Raw genomic sequence first — 22,880 nt, 5'->3', positions numbered from 1 at the left:
CCGCAGGACCGCCCGGTCGCGGCGGTCCTGATCCTTTTGCACATGGCCCCACACAGTGTGTTCAGACACATCCAACAACAGGGTCAGTGAACAGTCGATACACTGTCGATCAGCGCTCTTATCCCCGGCACGATATCAATCAGCAGACCGCCCGCTGGTTGAGGCAGAGGCGGAGACAGCAATTGCCACGAAGACGCTGCGAATGTCTCCTGTTGCTGGGCCAGAAGTTTTTCAATCTGCGTTCTTCTGGCTGTATCAATCGTTCCATCAAGCGCTTCGAGACCCGCTTGCGCCAATGCGGACAGTTGTTGCGAGACAGGACGTATCATTTCCAGCGCAGCAACGCCTCCGATCGTCTTTTCAAACTGACCATCGTTGGCAGACCATTGTTCAAGATCGCGGCGCAATTCTGGTGCGGTCGAATGATCACCGTGCGCATAGGCTTCCGCAAGTTGATTAAACCGCATTGCCGGAAAAGAATCTGGCTCCGCCATAGCGACCGGCCATGTGAGAAGCCCTTCTCCCGCCTTCTTGATCATTCTGTTGATCGTGTAGTTTCTGACTGGACTGGTCACCTGCAACACCGTATTCAGCGCATGCCTGCTGGCAGTAGGATACCGTGACAGCATCTGTTCGTGATCCTGTTGTGTCGTTGTCAGAGCCAGCCTGTTCAACTGCGCGGCGATATGCGGCAAACGGCGTTCCATATCGGCAACATCCGTCACAGTTTCAGGCGACCACAGACGCTCTGCAATCACGGCAGCACGGGGCCAGACTCTCTGATTCAGCATCTGTTCTGAAACCGCTTCCGTCCACAGAACTGCCTCACCACCCAGAACATACTGCTTTTGCCGGGCGCTCAGAGGCGGCAGGCTGGGGTCAAGCGCAAACGCATCCGCTAGTCTGAAATGAATCTGTCGGGCATGTTCCAGTTCCGCCCCTGACAGGCCACTCGCCATTAGATTATAGGGATCAATTTGATAATACTCACGCGTAGGTCTCAGAAGATCGAGATAATATCCGGAAGAGACAAGAGTCGGATGCATCTTGGCTGTTGCTGCGCTGATCCATTTCGAAGAGCGCCAGACATCGGCAACAACGGATTGTGGAACGGGTGCAGACAGCACCTCATCCCATCCGATCATCGTCTTTCCCTGCCCCGCCAGAAAAGCCTGTATTTTCGCTGTAAATTCTCCCTGAAGCGCTGCGGCATCAGGATAATTGTGGGCTTTCATGTAGCTGGCGATCTGCGGATTGCCGGTCCACTGAGAGGCGACCACTTCATCCCCACCCGCATGGAAATAGGCATCCGGAAAGAGATGCATCATTTCCACAAAAAGCTTTTCTACAAAATCGAGCGTTTCCGGTTTGGTTGGATCAAGAGCCGGATTGTTGGCGTTACTACCGGCGATACAGGCCGAACCACCTGTGCAAGCAGCATTGGCGGCAGGCAGCGGTTGCGCTGCGAGTAGCGGATAAGCTTCCAGCACGGCCAGCGCGTGACCCGGCACGTCAAACTCCGGCACAACGCGAGTACCCCGTTCAGCGGCATATGCGACAAGATCACGGATCTCGTCCTGCGTATAATACTGTCCATGTGAAGAGACAGTCTGTAGCCGGGGGAAAAGCTGGCTTTCCACACGGAAAGCAGATCCATCACTCAAATGAAGGTGGAGCACATTCAGCTTGGTCAGTTCCATTGCATCGATCTGACGCTTGAGCGCGAGCACAGACATGAAATGCCGCGCTACGTCGATCATCAGTCCCCGCCAACGGAAGCGCGGTGCGTCGCTGATCGTCACATCACGGAATGACACGCTATCTGGCGTCGATCCCGCCAATTGGACCAGCGTTGCAAACCCATGCAGCACTCCCGAAGGACCTTCTGCATTCAGTGCGATTTTTCCCTGATGGATCGTGAGTTGATAATTTTCCCGCTCACCGATTGCAAGATAAGCGGGATCATCCTTGCTACGGATTTCCAGAGAGCAGGTCGTCTGTTTTTTATCAGAGCGTGACGATAAGCGCAGGGAGTGCAACAGGCGTTCGCTGGCCCGCTCCAGCATAGGACTATGTGCACCGTGCCAGCTGATCTTTATCTGATCACAGGTTTCCGCTTCGTCTCCTTGCCACGAAATGGTGGACGGGATCGGCATCAAGTCAGAAGAACTGGCTGCCTGCGCGTAAGAGTGTGGCAGCACGCAGAGAGAAGAAGCACCTGCCAAAAAGAGGATTACGCGTAGCCGGTTTCTTTTTGTCATAATGTGCTCTTCTACCCTTCTGTCGACCTGTCCTACGAAACAGCTCTCTTCAAGTTTGATGAAGTTATCTCAGGAGGTTTTTCTTGACACCGTCTTCTCGCTGTCCAGCACTGCCATCTGCTTTGGATCATACCGCTCCCCCGCTGCGGCTCCTTTGGGAACTGCCTGCTCAATGGCAGCAAGGTCGGCTGGTGTCAGTGTGAGATCAAGAGCACCAAGAGCTTCTGAAAGCCGGTCTCGCCTGCGCGCGCCGATCAATGGCACAATGTCATCACCCTGTGCCGCGACCCATGCGATGGCCAACTGAGCGACGGTCGTGTTTCTGGCTTTTGCAATTTCGCGCAATGTTTCAACGAGTGCCAGATTCTGCTCGACATTACCTTCCTGAAAGCGCGGGCTATGCACGCGAAAATCACCAGGCGTTCTGGCCGTCTGCCAGTGCCCACTGATCAGACCACGCGCAAGCACGCCATACGCTGTAATACCGATCCCGAGTTCACGGCAGGTCGGAAGAATGCTGTCCTCGATACCACGCGAAATCAGGGAATATTCTATCTGAAGATCACAGATCGGATGGACCGATGCCGCGCGCCGGATGGTTTCCGATCCGACTTCGGAAAGCCCGATGTGCCGCACATAACCAGCCTGCACCATGTCCGCAATCGCACCGATTGTCTCTTCAACAGGAACTGCGGGATCAAGCCGGGCGGGACGGTAAATATCGATATGATCAAGACCGAGCCGTTGCAGCGTATAGGCCAGAAAATTCTTCATGGCGGCGGGCCGGGCATCGTAAGCGCCCCAGTTTCCAGCCGGATCACGCATAGCGCCAAACTTGACACTGACGAGGAACCTGTCGCGCGCGACGTCTTTGAGTGCTTCCCCGATCAGCATCTCATTATGGCCCATGCCATAGAAGTCACCGGTATCGAGCAGCGTAACACCCGCGTCCAGTGTGGCATGGATGGTGGCGATACTCTCAGTCCGATCGGCAGGGCCATACATGCCGGACATGCTCATGCAACCAAGCCCGATCTCGGAAACTTCAGGACCATTCCTGCCAAGTCGTCGTAATTTCATAGCGGGCGATCTTTCTCTTGTCTGAACGAACGTCTTTTCAGGCTGCAAATAAAAACGGGCAGTCCTGAGACTGCCCGCTGGAAACGATCCTGCCCGTCTGATCAGGCGGAAATCGCTACCTGTTCCGGTGCCGCAAATCCGATGATCTTTGCATAATCTTTCGGAACCACCTGCCAGAATCGCGGCAGGACTTCTTCCCATTTATGCAGCAGCATCGCAGCATACGAAGACTGGGTTTCGGTCGCATGCGCCTCGACAAGAGCGCGAAGTTTTTCTTCCCACTCCTTCTGATCAACACGCACCCAGAACACGTTGTCCGGGTTGACCTTCTGCTCGAACGATCCGTCCTCGTCGTAGACGAAAGCCATGCCGCCCGTGAAGCCAGCGCCAAAGTTGTCGCCGGAGTCACCAAGGATCACAACCGTTCCACCCGTCATGTATTCACAGGCGTTGGAACCACAGCCTTCAACCACAGCGGTCGCACCGGAGTTACGCACGGCGAAACGCTCGCCGGCGAGACCTGCGGCATACAGTGTACCCGCCGTTGCGCCATACAGGACCGTGTTGCCGACAATCGCGTTTTCGTTCGATGCCAGCACGCTGGATGCAGAAGGACGCACGACGATGGTCGCACCGGACAGCCCCTTGCCGACATAGTCGTTGGCGTCGCCATGTACTTCCAGCTTCAGACCCTGCACGGCGAACGCGCCGAGCGACTGACCGGCAGAACCACGCAGACGCACCGTCAGATGACCGGGCGCCAGCGTGGCCATGCCATACTGCCGCACGATCATGGAGGAGATGCGTGTGCCGATGGCGCGCATGGTGTTCTGCACGTTGTACTGAAGCTGCATCTTCTCGCCGTGATCGAACAGCGGACGGGCATCCGCGATCATCTGCGCGTCGAGCGTGTCCGGCACTTCGTTCCGGCCTTCAAGCGTGCAGTAGCGCGCATGCGGGCCGGGGTCGGCCTGAACCAGAAGTGGGTTCAGATCGAGATCATCCAGATACTCGGAACCACGCGACACCTGATGCAGCAGATCCGTGCGACCGATCACCTCGTTCAGCGTCCTGAAGCCGAGGGATGCGAGAATATTTCTCACATCTTCAGCAATGAACGAGAACAGGCTGATGACCTTCTCTGGCGTGCCTTCGAACTTGGCGCGCATGGCCGGGTCCTGCGAGCAGACACCCACCGGACAGGTGTTCGAGTGGCACTGACGCACCATGATGCAGCCCATCGCCACGAGACTTGCCGTGCCGATACCGAACTCTTCTGCACCGAGCATGGCGGCAATCACCACGTCCCGGCCGGTCTTGATGCCGCCATCGGTGCGCAGCGTGACACGATGACGCAGACGGTTGAGCATCAGCACCTGATGCGCCTCCGCCAGACCAAGCTCCCACGGCAGACCGGCATATTTCACGGACGACAGCGGGCTGGCACCTGTGCCGCCAGAGTGGCCAGAGATCAGGATCGCATCGGCTTTCGCCTTCGCCACACCTGCCGCGATGGTGCCAATGCCTGATCGGGCCACCAGCTTCACGGTAACACGCGCATCCGGGTTAATCTGCTTCAGATCATAGATGAGCTGAGCAAGATCCTCGATCGAATAGATGTCGTGATGCGGCGGCGGTGAGATCAGCGTCACACCCGGCGTCGCATGACGCAGCTTGGCGATCAGTTCCGTGACCTTGAAGCCCGGAAGCTGTCCGCCCTCACCCGGCTTCGCACCCTGCGCAACCTTGATTTCAAGCTCGCGACAATCGTTCAGATACTGCGCCGTGACGCCGAAGCGACCGGACGCGACCTGCTTGATGGCGGAAGACGCATTGTCACCATTCGGGCGCGGCTTGGCGCGAGCTGGATCCTCACCACCCTCGCCGGAATCGGACTTCGCGCCGATACGGTTCATGGCGATGGAAAGCGTCTCATGCGCTTCCGGGCTGAGCGCACCGAGTGAAATAGCCGGTGCGATCAGGCGCTTGCGCAACTGGGTGATGCTCTCGACCGACTCCACCGGAATGGCTTCACGGTCACTCTTGAAGTCGAGCAGATCACGCAATGCCACCGGCGGCTGACGACGCACGGCATCGGCATAACGCTGGTAGATCGAGAAGCTGTCTGTTCCAACAGCCGTCTGGAGCATGTGAATCAGCGTACCGTCGAAGGCATGCGTCTCACCACTCCGGCGCAGCTTGTAGAGACCACCGACCGGCAGGACAGCAGCCGAAGTGTCCCAGGCCTGCTCGTGGAAGCTCAGGATGTTCTTGGCGATACCGCCGAGACCGATGCCCGAGATACGTGAAGCCATACCAGGGAAGAACTCGGCGACCAGCGCGCGGGACAGGCCGACGGCCTCGAAATTGCAGCCGCCGCGATAGGACGCCATGATCGAGATGCCCATCTTGGACATGATCTTGAGCAGGCCCTTGTCGATTGCTTTGCGATACCGCTCGACCGCCGTACGCAGGGACATGTCGCCACAGAGACCACGGCGGATACGATCCGCGATGCTTTCCTGCGCGAGATACGGGTTTACCGTGGTCGCGCCGACACCGAGCGTCACCGCCACGGCGTGCACGTCCAGCACGTCCGAAGTCCGAACGTTCAGCGAGGTGAATGTCCGCAGCGAGTTGCGCACCAGATGCGTATGCACGGCGGCAACGGCGAGGATGGTCGGAATACCGGCGCGCTCGGTGGACTGGTTCTCGTCGGTCAGGAAGACATGCGAGCAGCCTTCCCGGACACGTTCTTCAGCCTCGCGACGGATACGGGCGATGGCCTCACGCAGACCGGTCTCGCCTTCCGCCGCCACGAAGGTCGTATCAATGCTTCCACCACGGTCGCCACAGAATTTGCGAAGCGCCTCGAACTCACCGCTGGTCAGGATCGGACTGGGAAGCTGGAGCAGATCGCACTGATCTTCCGTCTCCTCCAGAATGTTCCCGAGGTTGCCCAGTCGTGTGAGCAGGCTCATCACCCGTGTTTCACGCAGTGAGTCGATCGGCGGGTTCGTAACCTGACTGAATCCTTGACGGAAATAATGCGCCAGTCCGCGATACCGTTCGGAGAGAACCGCCAGCGGCGTGTCATCACCCATGGAGCCAACAGCCTCGCTCGCCGTCTCGACCATCGGCTGGAGAACGTGCTCGAGTTCTTCAAGCGTGTTGCCGACAGACAGCTGACGCCGACGCAGCTCTTCCGGCTGGTACATGACGGGCTCGACCACGTCGTCGCGCACCAGCGAGCCGATCTTCTGGATCTTCTTGACCCACTGCCCGAAATCCTGACGGCCCGCCAGAAGGTCGAGCAGTTCTTCATTATGATAGAGCCTGGCGTTGTCGAGATCGACGCCGAGCATCTCGCCCGGGCCAAGACGGCCACGGCTGACGACGTCAGCTTCCGGCACCTTCACCATGCCGGCTTCGGAACCGATGATCAGAAGATCACTTTTTGTCTGGGTGTAACGCAGCGGACGCAGGCCGGAACGATCAAGACCAGCGATGATCCAGCGCCCGTCTGTCGCGCACAGGGCGGCAGGTCCGTCCCACGGCTCCATGACGGCGTTACAGTAGGCAAACATGTCGCGGTGCGACGCCTTCATGTGGGAATGCGCGCCAACACTGGCCGGGATCATCAGTGCCTTGACCGCAGGCGCATCACGCCCGGCATGGGTCAGCAGCTCGAAGACGTTGTCGAGCGTCGCCGTGTCGGAGCCACCAACCTGCACCACCGGTTTGATGTCGTTCATGAACGGGTCAAGCTCGGGATCGGCCAGCCGCGTTTCATGACTGCGCATCCAGTTCACGTTGCCCGAGATCGTATTGATCTCACCATTATGGGCGACGCGACGGAAAGGCTGCGCCAGCTTCCATGTCGGGAACGTATTGGTCGAATAACGCTGATGATAGATTGCAAACCGGCTGGTGAAACGCTCATCCAGCAGATCCGGGTAAAAATCCGTCAGGTTTTCTGCAAGGAACATGCCCTTGTAGATCAGTGAACGGCATGACAGCGAGCAGATATAAAGATCGACCTGATCGGCAATGGCGGACTTTTCGATCCGACGACGGATTACATACAGGTCACGCTCGAAATCCGCTTCAGAGCGGTCCGTTTTGCCCCGGATGATGATCTGTTCGATTTCAGGCCGTGTCGCATTGGCTTTTTCACCAATGCACGACGTATCGATCGGCACCTGACGCCAGCCATAGATGCTGTAGCCAAATTTAAGGATTTCCGTCTCGATGATCTGACGGCAGCGTTCCTGCGCGGCAAGGTCGGTCTTGGGAAGGAACACCTGCCCCACGGCCAGAGGCACGCCCGCGTCACGCTCCGCCTGCGGCACGCCGATGGCGTCGGCGAAGAAATCCTGCGGAATCTCGACATGGATACCCGCGCCGTCGCCCGTCTTGCCATCGGCATCGACAGCGCCGCGATGCCAGATCGCCTTCAGTGCCTCGATACCGGCCTCGACAACGTCACGACGCTTGCGGCCATCCAGTGCAGCGACAAGGCCGACACCGCAGGAATCATGCTCGTCCGCCGGGTCATACAGGCCGTTCTGCAGCGCCTCGCTGTTGCGCTCCCAGTTGGTGACAAAAGCCTCGCCGCTTTCGCTGGCGGGGGAGAAATCTTCAAATGAGTCCATTGTCATTACTCCGCAGCCAGAGAAGAAGAACGGGCAGCAATCCACTGATCGATCTGCGCCGCCGCATCACGGCCATCACGGATGGCCCACACAACAAGGCTCGCGCCACGCACGATGTCGCCAGCGGCAAACACACCCGGCACTGAGGTTTCGAAGCTGACGCGGTCAACCTGCAACGTACCCCAGCGTGAGGTCTTGAGATCATCCGCCTTCCACAGTTCAGGAAGCGGTTCGGGGTCGAAGCCGAGCGCCTTGATGACCATGTCAGCGTGGACCGTGAACAGACCGTCAGGCTCCGCCTCGATCGACTGACGTCCGGAGCCATCCGGCAGACCGAGACGCATCTTCTGCGCCCGCACACCGGTGACGGTCGTGTCGCCAAAGAAGCTCTCGGGGGCCGCCAGCCAGACAAACTCGACACCCTCTTCCTCGGCGTTCTTCACTTCGCGCACGGAGCCCGGCATGTTCGCCTTGTCGCGGCGGTAGAGGCACTTCACGGACTTCGCGCCCTGACGAATGGCCGTGCGCACGCAGTCCATGGCCGTGTCGCCACCACCGATGACCACCACATCCTTGCCCGCGGCATCCAGTTCGCCTTCCGGCAGCGCATCACCCAGCGAGCGACGGTTGGAGGCTGTCAGATAGTCCAGCGCCCGCACAATTCCGCCAAGCCCTGAACCCGGACCACCGATCTCACGCGATTTGTAGACGCCGGTCGCAACCAGCACGGCGTCGTGCTTTTTGCGCAGTTCCTCGAACGCGATCTCACCTTCACCTGCGCCAACACCCTGGCCGAGATGGAAGACCACGCCCTGCTCCTCCAGAACCTTCTGGCGACGCAGCACAATGTCCTTTTCCAGCTTGAAGCCGGGAATTCCATAAATCAGCAGGCCACCGACGCGGTCATGACGATCATACACATGCACCTGATGGCCGCTCGCCCGCAGACGTTCGGCCGCAGCCAGTCCGGCAGGCCCGGCGCCGATGATGCCGACGGAGCTTTCCAGCTCAACGACCGGCATGACGGGCTTCACCCACCCATTCTCGAACGCTGTATCGGTGATGTAGCGCTCGACGGCACCGATGGTGACGCTGTCGAAGTCTTTCTCGATGACGCAGTTGCCTTCGCACAGCCGGTCCTGCGGGCAGATACGGCCACAGATCTCAGGAAAACTGTTGGTCGCCTGAGAGACGCTGTACGCCTCTTCCAGACGCCCGTCCGCCGCCAGCATCAGCCAGTCAGGAATGTTGTTTCCCAGAGGACAATGAATGGAGCAGAATGGCACACCGCACTGGGAGCATCGACTGGCCTGCGTGGCAGCCTGTTCCGGCGAGAATTCCTTATAGATCTCGTCGAAATCCTTGCGCCTCTCGTCCGCGAGACGTTTGGGCGGCTGGGCCTGCGGAACAGAGACGAACGAGAGCATCTTTGCGGTCATGCACTGGCTTCCTTAACCCGGCCGGTCACTCTGGGCGGGGCATACTGGCTAACTGGGAACCTTTCCCGTCGAGACACGACTGGTCAACCGGCATTCCCGGCAGGCCATGAATTGCGATAGCGCAGGCGCGCAGGCGACAAAAGACAGCAAAACTGTCCTATTAACCGAAACGATTTCTCACTCACACTCCAATACACTCAAGACAACCAAAAAATGTGACAGCAATACAGATATAAAAATAACTAATAGATTGATTTCAAACACTAATTTTTTCACCACCAGGAGCATAGCGTTTCATATAGGCGGGCGCGATCATGTCCATAGCGACTGGAGCCATTCCCAGATCGCGGAACCCAGGCAGATTCTTATCCACCACATTATCAACCGTCAGCATCTTCAGCTGATCACGGGTCAGCATACGCCCCGGCAAATGTTCCAGTACCGCCGCCTGCAAGGAAGCAAGCCCCGAAGGCACCTCAAAAATCGGCTTGTTCCGCCCCGTCATTGCCAGAACACGCTCGGCGATGGCGCGCATGGTCAGGATGTCCGGACCCCCCAGCTCGCACAGATTCGAACGGGTGGACGGATTCTCGTCGAAGGCTCTGATAATGACCCTGATCACTTCAGCGACATCCGCCACATAAACCGGCTGCAGTTTCGTGGAAGCGCCATACACGGGCATGACAAAGGGCGTGTAGCGGGCCACGCCTCCGAGCATGTTGAGAAAGTGATCCTCCGGTCCAAACAGCACGGACGCTCTTACAATGGTGGCTGGAGGAAAATGCCGCGTGACCCCTTCCTCTCCTGCCGCCCGACTACGTCCGTAGGCTGAGGGTGAAGTGGATGATGCGCCGATAGCCGACATATGCACAAACGTCTGCACCCCGGCGGCTGCAGCCAGTCGCGCCACGCGGGCGGCTCCCTCCACATTCACTGCATTCAGGGCTGCACCTGAGGGTGCGCCGAGGATGGCTGCAAGATTCACCACGACCGAGGCCTCAGACACGACCTCCGCCACAGCATCCTCATTCTGGACAGGCGCATAAAATGGGACAACCTGCCCCACATCGCCCAACTGCCTCAGATCGTTCGCCAGATCCGTGCGACGGCACGCAACGCGGATTGCGTAGCCGTCAGCCGCCAGCTTCCGAACCACATATTTTCCAAGAAAACCCGCTCCTCCGAACACAGTTGCCGTCTTGCGACCGATCATGGCGTTATTCCTTCATGTCCAGTTTCTGCGAGGAAAATACTACAGGTTCCTCCCGGCACACCTTGCGCTACATCACCGGCCCCACAAAGCCGAAAGGATAAAGCCTAAAAACCCGGCAGAACGGGTACGACGATAACGCCCGCTTTCCGCGATTTCATATTCCGCACAAAAATCTTCACAATCCCCCTTGACCCTTTGGCAAGAGGCCTTTAAACGCCAGCTCCACCACCCGGTTGCACCGGGTTGTCATCTCAGCCCAGATGGCGGAATTGGTAGACGCGCAGGTTTCAGGTACCTGTGGCCGCAAGGTCGTGGAAGTTCGAGTCTTCTTCTGGGCACCACAAATTAGTCTCTCTCAATAGTTTGTGGTTAAGCAGTAGCGTAACGATCATGCAGGGCATGATCGCCATACTCAAGCTTATAAAGCCAAGCTTCTTCCCGAAAATATGCTCCACTCCGGAGAGAGTTATACGCTCAGGCCGGATGGCATTCGTTCATCATGTTTGTCTGCATGCAGGCTGCGTCAGACCACCTGTTCCCCGAACAGAGCAGGTTTCCTCCTCGCGAACCATCCCATAATTTTTGCCGAGATACGCCGGCAGAATGACACATCCTCGGCCAGCAACAGCAGTCCGAGAGGCAGCATCCACAGCCCCAGCACAGGAAGAAACGACAGAACTCCTCCGACGCAGAACAGGAGACCCGAAGGCACCCTGATCCACCACCGCGACGGCTCAAGCAGCCAGTGAGCGCCCTTTTCCAGACGATCAGGCAATCTGGACAGGAGCACTGACCGTCGCTGGTCAAAAAGAGACAAGTCGGATTTAGCGTTCATGTCCGGAGTCTAGGCCGATCGGGGGAATTAGCGAAACATATCCGACACGCTGTCCAGATTCCGGTCTGGACGATACGACTTCCCGGCGTCGATTCGGTCAGAATCCACATGCGATATTCCGCCATATCTTCATGCCGTGCATCGCGCTGCCCTGCTTGCGAAGGCGGCTTTGGGTTACTATTGCTCACGACTGGCACTCATTACCCCTGAAGGATAAGGCACCCCATGCGCGACAGGATCAGTAACGATGGCCCAATAACGCTGCATCGGGACGACCTTCCCGATGATCTCGACCTCGGGAAGTGCGTCGCCATCGATACGGAGACCATGGGGCTGCGCCCCTATCGTGATCGTCTATGTCTGGTGCAGCTTTCCGCTGGAGACGGCTCTGCCCATCTGGTGCAGATCGTGCCGACCGAACCGGGAGGCCCACCAGCGGATTGCCCCAATCTGAAGCGTCTTCTCTCCGATCCTGCCGTCACCAAGCTGATGCATTTCGCACGGTTTGACGTGGCGATCCTCCAGCATACGCTCGGAATCACCGTCGCACCGGTCATCTGCACCAAGATCGCCGCCCGTCTCGTCCGCACCTTCACGGATCGGCATGGACTGGCCGCACTGTGTCGGGAAATGCTCGGCGTCGAGATGAGCAAGCACCAGCAGAGCTCGGACTGGGGTGCACCGGACCTGACACCGGAGCAACTGGCATACGCCGCATCCGATGTGCTGCATCTGCATGCTCTCTGGGGAAAGCTGGAAGCCCTGCTGGTCAGGGAAAATCGTCGTGATCTCGCTCAGGCCTGCTTCGACTTTCTGCCTGCCCGCGCCCGTCTTGACCTTCTCGGTTACGACGAACCCGACATTTTCTCCCATCGCGCCTGACTTTATTGCCCGGATTTTAGGTGTGGATCAGGTGGTTATGATTGACCATCGCGCCATCACGGACGATAGAAACGGCATGAGCCATCCCCTCTCTTCCGGATCATCCGCCGTCCTCGACAGTATGATCGCTTCTCCATCAGACCGTGACCCGCTGGGTGCGGCCCGACGCACGCTGGCCATCGAGACGGACGGTCTGGCAGCACTTGCCCGTGCAATGGATGTCGGAGATGGACTGGGCGCGGCATTCTGTCAGGCCGTCGACCAGATCGCAGAGCTCGAAGGTCGTGTCGTCGTGACCGGCATTGGCAAGTCCGGCCATATCGGTCGCAAGATACAGGCCACACTCAGCTCGACCGGCACGCCAGCCATCTTCGTGCATCCCGTTGAGGCGTCACACGGTGATCTCGGCATGGTGGCGCTTGGTGATGCGGTGCTGGCCCTCTCGAACTCCGGCGAGACTGCCGAGCTTGCGGATATTGTCGAACACAGTCGTCGCTTCGGTCTGCCGCTGATCGCCATGACGGCGCGCCCGGCTTCGACGCTTGCACGCGCCGCCGATCTCGTCCTGCTGCTGCCTTCCGTTCCGGAAGCCTGCCCGATGGGTCTGGCTCCGACGACGAGCAGCCTGCTTCAACTTGCCCTTGGTGACGCTCTGGCCGTCGCGCTGATGGAGAGGCGTGGCTTTACCGCCGGTGACTTCGGCGTCTTCCATCCGGGCGGCAGTCTCGGTGCGCGTCTGCGGAGTGTGAACAACCTGATGCGAACAGGCGAGGCTCTGCCGCTTGTATCGCCCGATACCGTCCTGCGGGACGTTATTGTCGAGATGACCCGCAAGGCGTTGGGCTGCGTCGGCATCATTGATGCGCACAACAAGCTCGTCGGCATTATCACGGACGGTGATCTGCGTGGGGCTCTGGACCGGGATCTCGCCACCACTCCGGCCTCGGAGGTAATGAATCCCTCTCCACTGACCGTCTCGGCTGACATGCTCGGCGTCGAAGCACTCCGCATCATGAATGACCGCCCCAAGCCGATCACGTCTCTCTTCGTGCTTGATGATGAGCAGCATCCGACTGGCGTGCTGCATATTCACGACCTTCTGCGCGCCGGAGTCGCCTGATGCCAGACGATCAGACGCCGCATGACCCGACGCAGCCCAAGGAGACCGGAACCGGTGCGCGGGTAGAGAGGCAGGATTTCAAACGCTCGGCGACGTCCGTAAAACGCCAGCGTGAAGTTATCGAAGCGGCGATCGTCACTGCCCGCAAGGCTCCCGGACAGAAGGAACTTGCCCGCCGGCAGGCCACGCTCAAATGGGCGAAGTGGCTGCTGCCGTCACTGGCGCTGCTTCTGCTGGGCTCCATCGCCATCTGGCCTGAAATCGACCGTCTGATGAACGCCAACCGTGCGGCACTGACGGAAGTTACGCGCCTCAAGATCGAAAGCGGCAATCTGGAAGGGGCTGTCTACCGCAGTGTGGACGTGCACGGACGCCCCTACATGATCACGGCGAAAACGGCGCACCAGATCAACGAAGACCGGATCGATCTGATCAATCCGGCTGCCGATACGCTGTCGCAGGGCGGAGAATGGCTCTACCTTCAGTCCGAACAGGGCGTTTACATGCAGCATGAGCAGTTGCTCGACCTGAAGGACGAAGTCACTCTCTACAGGGACGATGGCCTGATGATGCGCGGGCCAATTGCCGATGTGTCGATGCATGACGGCGTGATCGCCTCTGATTCCTGGGTTCATGCAGAGGGTCCGTTTGGAGTCCTTGACGCTAAAGGGTATTGGCTGTCGCAACATGAAGGTATTGCCCAGTTCCGCGGTCCCGGGCGATTCATCCTGAATGACGATCGTAACGGACCGCACGACAAGGCCAGCTGAATGGTATCGCTTCGCACCTCTTCCCTGTTGTTCACCAAGCAGTTGTGGCGGAGCCTTGCCTTGACTGGCGCTCTCGCCGTCTCCGGTACGAGCCTCACCATACTCGGAACAGCTCCGGCCTTTGCTCAGGCCATCGATCTGTCTCATGGCGGACAGATTACAGTGACGGCTGTAGGTGGTTTTGACTGGGATCAGAATGCACAGAAGGTGACGGCGTATAATCAGGCGCAGGCGGTCAGGGGCGACGTCACTGTCACGGCTGACAAGCTGATCGCCTATTACCGCAAGAAAGCAGCCTCACCGGATGCGCAGGCACCGGGCGCAGCGCCTGCCGCCACACCGGGAGCACCTGCTGCAACGCCTGCAACGCCTGCAACGCCTGCAACGCCTGCAACGCCTGCAACGCCTGCAACGCCTGCAACGCCACCTGAAGCCGACCACCCGACAGCGGTCAATCCCGGCGGAGCTGAAGACAGTCCCGCTCCTGCCAAACCGGCAGACGCACCTTCCGGTGGACCAGACTCTTCAGGATCGAACGAGATCTATCGTCTGGAAGCGATCGGCAACGTACATATTTTCACCCAGACCGATCAGGCATGGGGTGACAAGGCGATCTACGACATCGATCAGGCCACACTGGTCATGACGGGTCACGCGCTGAAACTGACCACACCGCAGGATCTCCTGACAGCCCGCGACACGATGGAATATTACTCGCAGACACGCATCTCCATCGGGCGTGGAAATGCGACGGTCACCACCAATGAAGGCAAGCAGATCAAGGCGGACGTGCTGGTTGGCTACAGCGCACCGCCTTCAGACGCACCGGCCCAACCGGCTGATTCGAAGAAAGCAAGCGGTGATCCGCTCGCCAACGGATCTGGCAAGCTGGAGAAAGTTAACGCATTCGGTCATGTGTGGGTCCGCACGCAGACCGAAACCATCACAGGCGACCGCGGCGTCTATGTGCCGGATACCGGAATCGCCCGGATCGTTGGCAACGTCCATATCACCCGTGGCCAGAACCAGCTTCAGGGATCTGCCGCCGTCATCAACATGCACACTGGTGTCGCAACCATGACCGAACAGCCGGGAGCCCGTGTCAGTGGTCTCGTCGTTCCCAATGGTGACGGCAACAGCAACGGTGGACACTGAGATGAACTCTGAAGATTTCATGCTGGATTTCGTGCCGGCCTCTGTTGATATCGGCTCAGGCGGACCTGTCCTGCGTGACCGCAAGCACGGTCTTTTCGCGGACGGAATCGGCAAGTCCTATAAAAAACGCGAAGTCGTGCGTAACGTCTCGATCGAGGTTCATCGCGGCGAGGCCGTCGGTCTCCTCGGTCCGAACGGCGCGGGCAAGACGACCAGCTTCTACATGATCGTCGGGCTGGTGCAGCCTGACACGGGCAACATCACGCTCGACGGCGCGGATATTACGCGTCTGCCCATGTATCGGCGCGCCCGTCTGGGAATCGGCTACCTGCCGCAGGAAGCCAGTATTTTCCGCGGCCTGAACGTCGAGCAGAACATCATGGCGGCGCTTGAAGTGGTCGAACCCGACCCTGACAAACGTGACGCCATGCTGGACGGTCTTCTCGGCGAGTTCGGCATTTCCCATCTTCGCCGCTCCCCCTCTCTGGCTCTGTCTGGCGGTGAGCGTCGTCGTCTGGAAATTGCCCGCGCGCTAGCCAGCCAGCCGCACTATATCCTTCTGGATGAGCCGCTTGCCGGTATTGATCCCATCGCCGTCGGGGAAATCCGTGATCTGGTGTCGCATCTGAAGGATCGCGGCATCGGCGTGCTGATTACGGACCATAACGTGCGCGAGACGCTGGAAGTCATCGACCGCGCCTACATCATGCATGGCGGTCAGGTGCTGATGCAGGGCGTTCCGGAAGAGATCGTGGCGCACGAAGACGTCCGCCGCGTGTACCTTGGAGAAAGCTTTTCCCTCTAGTCTCACCGTATGGTGACACTACCCGGGCTTCATCTCCGACAGACACACAATCTTGCCATGACGCCGCAGTTGCGTCTGGCTATCCGGCTTCTCCAGATGACCAGTGCAGAAATGGAGGCCTTGGTCGAGGAAGAACTCGAACGCAATCCTTTCCTCGTTCGGGAGGAAACAGAAACGCCGGTTACGCCCACAGATTCAGTCAGCCTGTCTTCCAACGAAGCAGCAGCTCCGGAAGAAACCTCTCTTGATATAAGTTTCGCGGAGGAAGCGGCGTCTGGCGGGTTCGACGATACCTACTCGGAAGAGGGTTCTCCTCAGGACTGGCGTCAACGATACGGCGATGGCGATCAGGATATTGCCGCACACATGCCCACCCTCTCTGAACGACTGGATGAACAGCTTCGCCTGACCCCCCTTTTCACCGAACAGCAACGCGTTATCGGTTGTGCGCTCATTGAGCATCTTGATGCAGCCGGGCGACTGGATTGCTCGCTTGGGACGATTGCTGAAGAGATTGGGGTATCGGCCGCTACAGTCGAAAACGTCCGCCAGAGCATGATGCTGTTTGAACCAGTGGGCCTGTTTGCCTGTTCACTGAGGGAATGTCTGGCCGCACAACTGCGTTCCAGAAACCGGCTCGATCCAGCCATGAGTATTCTGCTCGATCACCTCGATAAGGTTGCTTGCAAAGACTACCGGAGTCTTCAGCAATTATGCGGTGTCGATGAAGCCGATTTTGCCGAGATGATTTCGGAACTGCACCATCTTGACCCCAAGCCCGGTTTTGAGGCGCTCGCAGCCAATACCAGCAGTCGGATCGCTGATGTTTTCGTGCAACAGGCCCCTGACGGACAGTGGAGTGTGCGGATCAATGAAGACACACTTCCCCGTCTGTATCTGGATCAGGCGCTTCTTGAGAAGACAAGAAAATCCAGTCCTACCTCAGACAGACCATTCATCCAGAATCAGGCCCATCATGCGTCCTGGCTAGTGCGCTCTATTGAACAGAGAACAAAAACGCTTCTGCGCGTTTCTTTAGAAATAATTAAACATCAGAGCGATTTTTTGTCTTCCGGCGCTTCATTTATGCGGCCGCTCACAATGAAAACAGTCGCAACTGAAACCGGCCTGCATGAAAGCACCATCAGCCGCATTACAACAGGGAAATATATTGCGACTCCTCAGGGGCTCTTCGAACTCAAATATTTTTTCACACGGAAGATAAGTAGTCTTCACATTTCAAAAGAACATAGTGCTGAAGCTGTACGATATAAAATTCAAAAAATGATTTCACAGGAAACGGGCACACATATTCTTTCGGATGAGGAGATTGTGCAAAATCTTCGCAAGGAAGGCATAGACATTGCTCGCCGAACCGTGGCCAAATATCGGGACGCGTTGCATATCGGAAATTCAGTGCAGCGCAAACGGGAGAAAGCCGCCTCCGCCTGATGGCGCAGTACGGCACCATCAATGCTGGGGCGACCGGTTTCCTCAATAAAAAGGAGCCTGGCAGAATGCATATCCACGTTTCAGGTAAACAGATTGACCTTTCAGACGCACTAAAACATCGGGTTACCATGCATCTCGGCAATATCGCTGATCGATATTTCGAGCAGGCACTCGAAGCCAACGTCACCTTCAGTAAAGCACGCTCATTTTTCACATGCGACATCAATGTCCATGCTGGCCGCGGACTGACCTTGAGAGGCGAAGGTGAGGCTTCTGACGCTCACGGAGCGTTCGATGATGCTGCGGAACATATTGCAAGACGCCTGAGACGTTACCGAAGAAGAGTGCAGACCCATTCCAGAGCGTCCGCACGCATTCAACGGCCAGAAATCGGTCGGAGTTACATTCTCCAACCCACAGACCCGCAGGAACCTTCCAGGAACACTCTGGAAAACACGCCGTCGGAAGGACCTTACGCAACGATTATCGCTGAACAACCGACAGAGATCGCTTTCCTGAGTGTCAGCGAAGCTGTCATGCGACTGGATCTGGCTGACCGTAACCTTCTGGTTTTCCGTAACAGCGTCAGTCGGCAAATCAACATCATTTATCGGCGTGACGATGGAAATATCGGCTGGATCGAACCCAACGGACCGGTAAATTAAGCCGGACAAACCAGAGAGTGCCTCACCTCACAGACCGATCTGTCTGTGAGGTTTTTTATGTCAGATAGACAAAAACTGATCAGACCCTATCTGTTTTTCTCATAATCTTCCGCTTTTTCGATGAGTAATGCAGCAAGCTTTCTTGCTGTCATTTTCTCAAGACCGGCATGGCAATTATCGGAAACACCATATTCGGTCATTACCAGACCACAGGCAGCGGCTGTAATGATGTTGCCCAGTCGGCGCACCTGATCCAGCCTTGACGCAATCATCATCCGGGCACCCGCATTCCAGAACAACTCAGCCACATCTGCCGTTTCCTCGGAATCATACCCGGCGGGCACAACCACACACAACTCCGATCGCGTGACCAGTTCAAGTTCCATCAATATGGCTAAAGCGTTTTCATTATAAGGGTCGACAGGAGCCGTATCAATCAACACAGGCTGATTGTTTCTTCTCTGAGCCATAGCCTGCTGAAGCGTCTTTTTGTCATTGGCAACAATAAGAGGCAGCCCCAATCGACGTGTATGGGTAGCCAACTGATCAATTCCACCAGCTCTTTCTCTGTCCGTCGTGATAACGAGTGGAGGATTTCCCGCCAGAACAAGGCGCGAAGACAGTTTAGCGACTGAAAGACTTTTGCCTGCCCCAGCCGTTCCAACCAGCGCCAAGGGTCTCTTGGCCTGTGAAAACGAAAAAGAACCAAACTGGATATTTCTGGCAATCATTGCCTCGAAATTGACTGACGAAAATACATCAATCAAAGCATCAGGCACTCTATGCCATCTCAAAACATCTGAAATTCTGGATATTTTTTGAATATCTTCTGAATAATTAGATTTTTCAGAATCGTTCGAAGCCTCAGAAACTTCCTGGACACCATCCTCTATGGAAGCATTTTCCAAAGAATCCTTCCTTGCAACGACCTCTACTCCATTATCCACAATACGCTCGGAAACAATCAAAGCCGTTTCACCCAAGTTCGCCCGTGCTTTACGGACAGCATCTTTCATATTTATTCCGATAAAAATCTCATTTTCCATAAAAACACCAAATAAATATTATTGTATTGTGGAAACAGTCCTGATTCTTGCCCGCGGTGCAATTTCAGCCTGTGCCATAACGGGAACAGATGGTTTCAAGCGCTCCATTATAGCATGCACAGCATCACGGATCCCGCCATTTACGACGACAACCGGAGTTTCATTTACACTAGCCAGATGGTCGAATACAGCGCGTAATTTTCCAATGAATTCATTCAGTTTGCTAGGCGCCATCGCCAACTGACGATCGTCAGGCGGCCCCACCATGCTATCCAGAAACACCCCTTCCCATACCGGGCTTAAGGTTACGATGGGAATATAGCCATTGGGTCCCATTACAGATGCACTAATTTGACGAGCCAGTCTGATACGCACGTGAGCAACGATCTGCGGCACAGCACGAAGCCCCTGCCCGCACGCTTCCTGAATCCCTTCCAGAATTGTCGGCAAATCTCTGATCGAAACACGCTCAGACAAAAGTGCCTGCAAGACACGCTGAACTGCTCCCAAAGAAATCTGGGATGGGATCATATCCGAAACAAGCTTTTGCTGATCACGCGGCAACTCATCCAGAAGCTTTTGTGTCTCTGCATAGGTCAGAAGATCAGAAAGATTTTCTCTCACCAGTTCGCTCAGATGCGTCACGATCACACTGGCTGGATCGACAACAGTATAATTTGCAAATGTGGCTTCTTCTCTGAGACCAATATCAACCCACATTGCCTGCAAGCCAAATGCGGGCTCTTTGGTCACCTCGCCCTGAAGTGCTGGCAAGCCGCCTGCAGGATTCATCACTAGCAGTCTGTTGGGACGGACCTCACCCGAACCTACTTCTATTTCCTTGATCTTAATGACATATTGATCACCAGGAAGCTGTAAATTATCCTGAATACGGACAGGAGGAAGAATAAAACCCATCTCACTGGCTATAGTACGCCGCAATATTTTTATCTGTTCTGTCAGTTGTGGGTTTTCACCACTGGCAAGACTGAGAAGGCTGAAACCAAGTTCAAGTCTGATCATATCAATGCGAAGGGAATCCGTAATAGGTGGCTCTGCATTATGAGGCACAACATGTGTTGCAGCCTCTTCTTCGTCTTTGTCTTCGATCGGATGAGTATGACGAGACCAGGCAACCCCACCACAAATCGCAGCAATTCCCAAAAACGGAAGAGCCGGCAAACCTGGCATAATGGCCATGATTCCAGAAATACCTGCCGCAAGCGCCAAGGGTTTGGAACCACCAGCCAGCTGTTTCAGCAATGTTGCGTCAGCCGCGCCTTCAGTCCCCCCTTTTGTAACGACAATACCTGCGGCTGTGGAAACCAGTAAAGCAGGAATCTGTGCAACAAGACCATCACCAATCGTCAATGTTGTGAATGACCCAGCCGCTTCACTCAGTGGCATTCCATGTCGAACAACACCGATGGTTAGTCCCCCGATAATATTAATCGCTGTAATGATCAGACTCGCAATTGCATCGCCTCTTACAAATTTGGCAGCACCGTCCATTGACCCATAGAATCCACTTTCTTCTTCAAGCTCCTTTCTTCTTTTTCTCGCAACCTTGTCGGAAATAGCGCCTGATGCGAGCTCAGCATCAATCGCCATCTGTTTTCCTGGCATGGCATCAAGAGAAAATCGCGCTGCCACTTCAGCGATACGGCCCGAACCTTTTGTAATAACCATGAAGTTCACAACGAGAAGGATCGAGAACAGAATACCGCCAATGACAACATCTCCTCCCATAAGAAAGCCGCCAAACGCCGCCACAACATGACCAGCAGCATAGACGCCCTCATTGCCATGCCCCAGGATCAGACGAGTGGTGGCAACTTCCAGAGCAAGACGGAGAAGTGTTGTCAGGAGAAGGAGGGTTGGGAAAGAAGTAAAATCAAGTGGTCTTTGCAGAAACAGGGCCACCATCAAAATCAGCACTGAAACTGTAATAGAAATTGCCAACCCCACATCCAGGAACATGGTGGGCAATGGAATAATTAATACAGAAAGAAGGGCTGCAACGCCTAGCGCCAAGCCCACATCACTGCCAGGAACAAAATGGCGCCAACCACCATTCTTCAAGTCTTTAACACTAAAAGATTTTATATTTCTCAGGAGAATCTGATAATCAAACAGATTTTTTAAAGAGGTTTTTGTCGATTCTGACATTATATCTCTGTCAAGCTTTGATATGGAGGAGGAACCGCAACACCCTGACCAGCATACTCACGCAACTTGTTTCTCAGAGCCCTAATGGAAATCCCCAATATAGAGGCGGCCTGAGTTCGGTTTCCATCCGTATGCGAAAGAGTTTCTATAATAAGAGCCTGTTCAACTTCATCCATCCGATACCCGACCCAAGAGGATAACGAATGCTCCTGAGAATGTTTCTCTGACTGTGCATCAGGAAGATCGAAACAATCGACATCTATAATGTCATTGGAAGAGACAACAACAGCACGATGAACTGTATTCTCAAGCTCCCTGACATTTCCAGGCCATTTATATTGCTTTAATTTCTCCATTGCACTTTCAGAGATAGTCTTTTGTGGAATGGCATTTATCTTGCTGTAATAAAGACAAAAATGATTTGCCAGATAAGGAATATCCATTACACGATCACGCAATGGGGGAATCCTGATTGAGACCACATTCAATCTGAAATAGAGGTCTTCTCTAAATTTTTGTGCCTTGATTTCTGCCGGAAGATCTCTGTTGGATGTTGCAATAATACGAACATCAACCGAGACGGGAGTATTTCCTCCCAATCGGTCTATTTCTCGTTCCTGAATTGCTCTCAACAATTTTGCCTGAAGACGGACATCCATTTCGCTGATTTCATCAAGCAATAACGTCCCGTGATTGGCAGCCTCAAACCGACCAACTCGTCTGGCCGTTGCACCACTAAACGCTCCTCGTTCATGACCGAAAAGCTCCGATTCAACCAATGTTTCAGGTAGAGCAGCACAATTCAGCGCAATAAATGGGCCAGTTGCCCGCTTTGAATTGAGGTAAATATAACGAGCAATAATTTCTTTTCCTGTGCCAGACTCTCCCGTCACAAGAACAGATGCTCCTGATACGGCTATCTTATCGACCTGCTTCAGCAACTTTTTCATAACAGGATCGACAGTATGAAAAATTGTTTTTTCACTACTCGCATCCTGCAGGAATGCTGCGATAATATCAGGATCCGGAGGAAGAGGAATATAATCCTCGGCACCATTGGCAATTGCATCTGCTGCGATAGCAGGATCTTCCGGACCACAGGCGATGACAGGAATAGCTATCCTCTCCTGCTTTAATGCCTTAATCAAATCTGTAATATTTTCCCTTACAGAGCATATAATAAATTTATAGTCTCCAGATGAACATATTTTCTTTATAGCATATCCATTGGTCTCAGCATGATCCACACAGGCTCCCCGCGCCAATACAATCTTTGTGGCTTTTCCTAATTCATCGGAGAGAGAACCAATAATCAGTATACGCACGGAGAATA

16 protein-coding genes and 1 tRNA gene are annotated in these 22,880 nt (G+C 55.7%); 8 read left to right on the top strand and 9 right to left on the bottom strand.

Annotated features, from left to right (window positions below):
- Positions 1 to 83 precede the first annotated feature (83 nt).
- From EMQ_RS14775 to EMQ_RS14755, 5 genes are all read right to left on the bottom strand, one after another.
- A complete protein-coding gene (locus EMQ_RS14775) occupies positions 84 to 2,261 on the bottom strand; it encodes a beta-N-acetylhexosaminidase (protein WP_231367910.1) in 2,178 nt (725 codons plus the stop codon).
- Between the two features lie 69 nt (positions 2,262 to 2,330).
- Entirely contained in the window at positions 2,331 to 3,341 is a 1,011-nt protein-coding gene (locus tag EMQ_RS14770; RefSeq protein WP_081470958.1) for an aldo/keto reductase, read from the bottom strand.
- 101 nt (positions 3,342 to 3,442) lie between these two features.
- A complete protein-coding gene (gene gltB, locus EMQ_RS14765) occupies positions 3,443 to 7,996 on the bottom strand; it encodes a glutamate synthase large subunit (RefSeq protein WP_373278093.1) in 4,554 nt (1,517 codons plus the stop codon).
- A 5-nt stretch (positions 7,997 to 8,001) separates the two neighbouring features.
- Positions 8,002 to 9,435 (bottom strand): NAD(P)-dependent oxidoreductase, encoded by a 1,434-nt coding sequence (locus EMQ_RS14760; protein ID WP_010666969.1) that lies wholly within the window; start codon positions 9,433 to 9,435, stop codon positions 8,002 to 8,004.
- Positions 9,436 to 9,691: 256 nt separating this feature from the next.
- A complete protein-coding gene (locus EMQ_RS14755) occupies positions 9,692 to 10,648 on the bottom strand; it encodes a complex I NDUFA9 subunit family protein (protein WP_018307774.1) in 957 nt (318 codons plus the stop codon).
- Positions 10,649 to 10,902: 254 nt separating this feature from the next.
- On the opposite strand from EMQ_RS14755, the gene EMQ_RS14750 reads away from it, so the two are divergent.
- Positions 10,903 to 10,989 (top strand) — tRNA-Leu (locus EMQ_RS14750).
- A 182-nt stretch (positions 10,990 to 11,171) separates the two neighbouring features.
- Here the strand turns inward: EMQ_RS14750 and EMQ_RS14745 are convergent.
- Positions 11,172 to 11,483 (bottom strand): hypothetical protein, encoded by a 312-nt coding sequence (locus EMQ_RS14745; RefSeq protein ID WP_010665887.1) that lies wholly within the window; start codon positions 11,481 to 11,483, stop codon positions 11,172 to 11,174.
- Between the two features lie 225 nt (positions 11,484 to 11,708).
- Here EMQ_RS14745 and EMQ_RS14740 point away from each other — a divergent pair, with 225 nt between their 5' ends.
- The 7 genes from EMQ_RS14740 to hpf all read left to right on the top strand — a co-directional run bounded on the left by EMQ_RS14740 (position 11,709) and on the right by hpf (position 18,332).
- Positions 11,709 to 12,365 (top strand): ribonuclease D, encoded by a 657-nt coding sequence (locus EMQ_RS14740; RefSeq protein ID WP_010665886.1) that lies wholly within the window; start codon positions 11,709 to 11,711, stop codon positions 12,363 to 12,365.
- Between the two features lie 121 nt (positions 12,366 to 12,486).
- Positions 12,487 to 13,485, top strand: coding sequence for a KpsF/GutQ family sugar-phosphate isomerase (locus tag EMQ_RS14735; protein ID WP_048874285.1), 999 nt, complete (start codon positions 12,487 to 12,489; stop codon positions 13,483 to 13,485).
- A complete protein-coding gene (gene lptC, locus EMQ_RS14730) occupies positions 13,485 to 14,255 on the top strand; it encodes an LPS export ABC transporter periplasmic protein LptC (RefSeq protein WP_018307776.1) in 771 nt (256 codons plus the stop codon). The genes EMQ_RS14735 and lptC overlap by 1 nt, the downstream gene beginning before the upstream one ends.
- Positions 14,256 to 15,410: an LptA/OstA family protein gene (locus EMQ_RS14725; protein WP_099348650.1), complete on the top strand. Its 1,155-nt coding sequence runs from the start codon at positions 14,256 to 14,258 to the stop codon at positions 15,408 to 15,410.
- 1 nt (position 15,411) lies between these two features.
- Positions 15,412 to 16,215 (top strand): LPS export ABC transporter ATP-binding protein, encoded by an 804-nt coding sequence (gene lptB, locus EMQ_RS14720; protein WP_010667087.1) that lies wholly within the window; start codon positions 15,412 to 15,414, stop codon positions 16,213 to 16,215.
- A 9-nt stretch (positions 16,216 to 16,224) separates the two neighbouring features.
- Positions 16,225 to 17,667, top strand: a complete 1,443-nt coding sequence (rpoN, locus tag EMQ_RS14715) for an RNA polymerase factor sigma-54 (protein WP_018307778.1) — start codon at positions 16,225 to 16,227, stop codon at positions 17,665 to 17,667.
- Between the two features lie 65 nt (positions 17,668 to 17,732).
- Positions 17,733 to 18,332 carry a ribosome hibernation-promoting factor, HPF/YfiA family gene (gene hpf, locus EMQ_RS14710; RefSeq protein WP_026199982.1) on the top strand — a complete coding sequence of 200 codons (600 nt, stop codon included), beginning with the start codon at positions 17,733 to 17,735 and terminating at the stop codon, positions 18,330 to 18,332.
- 86 nt (positions 18,333 to 18,418) lie between these two features.
- Here hpf and EMQ_RS14705 read toward each other — a convergent pair whose 3' ends face one another.
- From EMQ_RS14705 to EMQ_RS14695, 3 genes are read right to left on the bottom strand one after another with little or no spacing between them, the layout of a single operon-like run.
- Positions 18,419 to 19,378: a flagellar biosynthesis protein FlhF gene (locus tag EMQ_RS14705; protein WP_081617487.1), complete on the bottom strand. Its 960-nt coding sequence runs from the start codon at positions 19,376 to 19,378 to the stop codon at positions 18,419 to 18,421.
- An 18-nt stretch (positions 19,379 to 19,396) separates the two neighbouring features.
- Entirely contained in the window at positions 19,397 to 21,547 is a 2,151-nt protein-coding gene (gene flhA, locus EMQ_RS14700) for a flagellar biosynthesis protein FlhA (protein ID WP_026199983.1), read from the bottom strand.
- Positions 21,547 to 22,872: a sigma-54 interaction domain-containing protein gene (locus tag EMQ_RS14695; RefSeq protein WP_018307781.1), complete on the bottom strand. Its 1,326-nt coding sequence runs from the start codon at positions 22,870 to 22,872 to the stop codon at positions 21,547 to 21,549. The genes flhA and EMQ_RS14695 overlap by 1 nt, the downstream gene beginning before the upstream one ends.
- Positions 22,873 to 22,880 lie beyond the last annotated feature (8 nt).

The organism is Acetobacter aceti NBRC 14818 (genome assembly GCF_000193495.2).
GTDB lineage: Bacteria > Pseudomonadota > Alphaproteobacteria > Acetobacterales > Acetobacteraceae > Acetobacter > Acetobacter aceti.
The sequence above is the reverse complement of the archived record's forward strand: the minus strand, read 5'-3'. Positions and strand labels throughout refer to the sequence as shown.